At 29.0% G+C, this 2770-nt stretch carries 3 protein-coding genes; all 3 read left to right on the top strand.

Features of this window, described 5'->3' with window-relative positions; genetic code table 11:
* Positions 1-649, top strand: a 649-nt coding sequence (locus IAI56_RS15430) for a T9SS type A sorting domain-containing protein (protein WP_187658710.1), incomplete at its 5' end; no start/stop codon positions are given.
* Positions 650-939: 290 nt separating this feature from the next.
* Positions 940-1542, top strand: coding sequence for a hypothetical protein (locus IAI56_RS15425; RefSeq protein ID WP_187658709.1), 603 nt, complete (start codon positions 940-942; stop codon positions 1540-1542).
* Between the two features lie 196 nt (positions 1543-1738).
* Positions 1739-2617, top strand: coding sequence for a DUF5694 domain-containing protein (locus IAI56_RS15420; protein ID WP_187658708.1), 879 nt, complete (start codon positions 1739-1741; stop codon positions 2615-2617).
* The last annotated feature ends 153 nt before the right edge of the window (positions 2618-2770 follow it).

The following is a 2770-nucleotide window of genomic DNA, read 5'->3' as shown; positions in this document are numbered from 1 at the left end:
TTGCACTATTGTAAATAACCGTAATACTGGTACTAATCCTAACTCAAGTTTTATTATAGTATTACCTTATAATAATGGATATTTTCAAAATAATATCATGACTAATAATACTTCGCCTAGAGTTTTATTAAACGGATATGTTTCAAACTGTGTTATAGATCAAACTATTGCGGCTAATAGTACTGCTAATCTTAGCACTACCACTCCAACTTTTATAAATGCTAATAATCCTACTGCTGCTCCTTTTGCTCACGATGATTATAACTATAGGTTAGCATCAGGTTCTGTTGGAATTAATGGCGGAAGTAATGGTTTTATCAGTCCACTTTATACACTTGATTTGAATGGTACTACAAGAATATATGATACAACTGTAGATGTTGGTGCTTATGAATTTAACCCATCATTGGGTATTGATGATGTAGAAGAAAAAAATAGAATTAATGTATATCCTAATCCAACTAATGGCATAGTAAACTTTGTTGGTATCACTGGAGATTTTGGTTACGAAATTTATAGTATTACAGGAGCATTGGTTAAAAAAGGAATAGTGACTACAACCAGTACTTTGAACATTAGTGATTTGAATGCTGGAGTTTATATTGTTAAAACATCAACATACGAGGCAATCAGGTTAGTAAAAAAATAATACAAATACATTCTTATTAATCAAAAACAGCGGAGAAATTCTCCGCTGTTTTTTTATGGACGAATTTCTAGATACTTTTTTTTCTGGTATTTAAAAAAAATAATCAAATAAACGAACAATATAAATCCAATATATTGATATTCAATACCTATATTTTTCTTAATCAAACCTTAAGAATTTATTTTAGTCGTTTGGCACAGCAATTGGAATAAGCTAAACAACAGAAACAATTTCTGTTCGAAGAAGCCGAAAATCGAAAGAGTAAGCAAAACGCATTAAATAACAATATTATGAAAACAATTACCTTATTAGTAGCAAGCGTTTTGATGACAACAACCATTGTAAACGCAACCGAAGTAAAATTTACTTCAACCGAAAATAGAATGAGAAACAATTTCGATGAGCCAATTTCATTTGTAGAACGCGGTATTGAGTTTTTTGTATTCTTGAATGGAGATTTTGATTTCAACACACGACCAGAGGATATCCATGGCGACTTTTTTTACAGAACAGCAGGCAAACGTGGAAGTGTAACTACAGTAAAGAGAACCTTTAACTATGGTACAAGAATTGAGCACGATAGTTTTGGAAGAGTTAGAAGAGTTGGTAATACCTTTATAAACTATGATCGATTTGACAGAGTAAATCGTATAGGTAGTGTTTATTTAAAATACAACCGAATAGGACTAGCACAAGTAGGAAACCTAAAGCTGATCTATAACAGAAGAGGTGATTTAGTTAATACATTAGGAAGTGTGAAAGGATGGAGAAACAATGGATATGCTTATAACGACGATTGGGATGTTGACTATAATCCAGTAGCTACTACAGACAACAACTATTACTACTACCGTCATGATGGTAAAAAAGCAGTCATAGAAGACGATAAATAATTTAAATTGAGTTAATAATTTTAGTTGGTTAGTTTTTAATGATGAATTCCCGCTGCGTTTTCACGCAGCGGGAATTTTTATTGATTTAACCACTTTATTAACAAAAAAATATTGATTAGATTTTTTTTATCTTTAAAAAAAATCTCCAAATAATACAATAAATACTTAAGGAAAAACAATAAAAGTTAATTAAACAATGAAGAATACAATTAAAAAAATTTTATTTTCGACACTGCTTTTTCTCTCCTTTTCAATTCAAGGACAAAATAACCACAAAAAAATCAAGATTATCTTATTAGGTACTTTTCATTTTAATCAAAGCATTGATAGCACAAGTAAGTTACATTCAAACTTATTTTCAGAAAAAAGACAGAATGAAATTTCAAATATTGTAAATAAACTTGCAAAATATAAACCAAACAAAATATTCCTGGAATTTAGCGAAAAGAATCAAGCCTATTATGATAGTATATATAACGATTATCTTCAAGGAAAAGAACCTATAAGATTAAAAACTAAGGCTAACGAGATTTTTCAACTTGGAATGAAAACTGCCAAACTTTTAAACCATAAAAAAGTAATTGGCATTAACTATCAACCAGAAGAATTATTAGATAGCAACTATAAACCAAATAATAAAGTCGATGAAGCAATAAGAAATCTGTATATTGCATTAGCTGCATTTAATGATGAAACAAGAACGAATTCAGAATTTTATGACCTAAAATATCCTTACAAACTCCCTAAACAAGACTCTCTATTGCAAAAAGTAAGTTTAGATAAATATTTATTACACATAAACTCTGAAAAAAAACTTCAACAGGCCGATTATTATGAATGGAACTATTTTCTGAGTATGGGTACAGGAAACGACATGAGCTCTATGGAATATGTAAGTACATTCTGGTATGGAGCAAACCTAAGAAACTTCAACAATATAGCAAGACAAATTAACTACAATGAAGACAACTGCTATTTAATAATCTATGGCTCAAATCATATACCTTTTTTAAAATACCTTTTTACTATGAACCCCTATTTTGAAGTACTCGATTTGGAACAGGTTTTAAAATAAAAAAAATTAAAAAGACCTCCAAATTAACTTGTTTATATCTCTCAAAATATAAAAAAGAATATTTGCAACAACTTTTAAAACATCATTTTAAATAAAAAATAAGATTAGTTTTCATTATACATTTTTACCAATTGATAACAACCATTTTAATAC

Source organism: Flavobacterium macrobrachii, from assembly GCF_014486675.1.
In the GTDB taxonomy this organism is placed as follows: Bacteria; Bacteroidota; Bacteroidia; order Flavobacteriales; family Flavobacteriaceae; genus Flavobacterium; species Flavobacterium macrobrachii.
The sequence above is the reverse complement of the archived record's forward strand: the minus strand, read 5'-3'. Positions and strand labels throughout refer to the sequence as shown.

Coding starts and splice junctions, on each gene's coding strand:
- IAI56_RS15425 (WP_187658709.1), top strand. CDS start 940: ATGAAAACAATTACCTTATTAGTAGCAAGCGTTTTGATGACAACAACC.
- IAI56_RS15420 (WP_187658708.1), top strand. CDS start 1,739: ATGAAGAATACAATTAAAAAAATTTTATTTTCGACACTGCTTTTTCTC.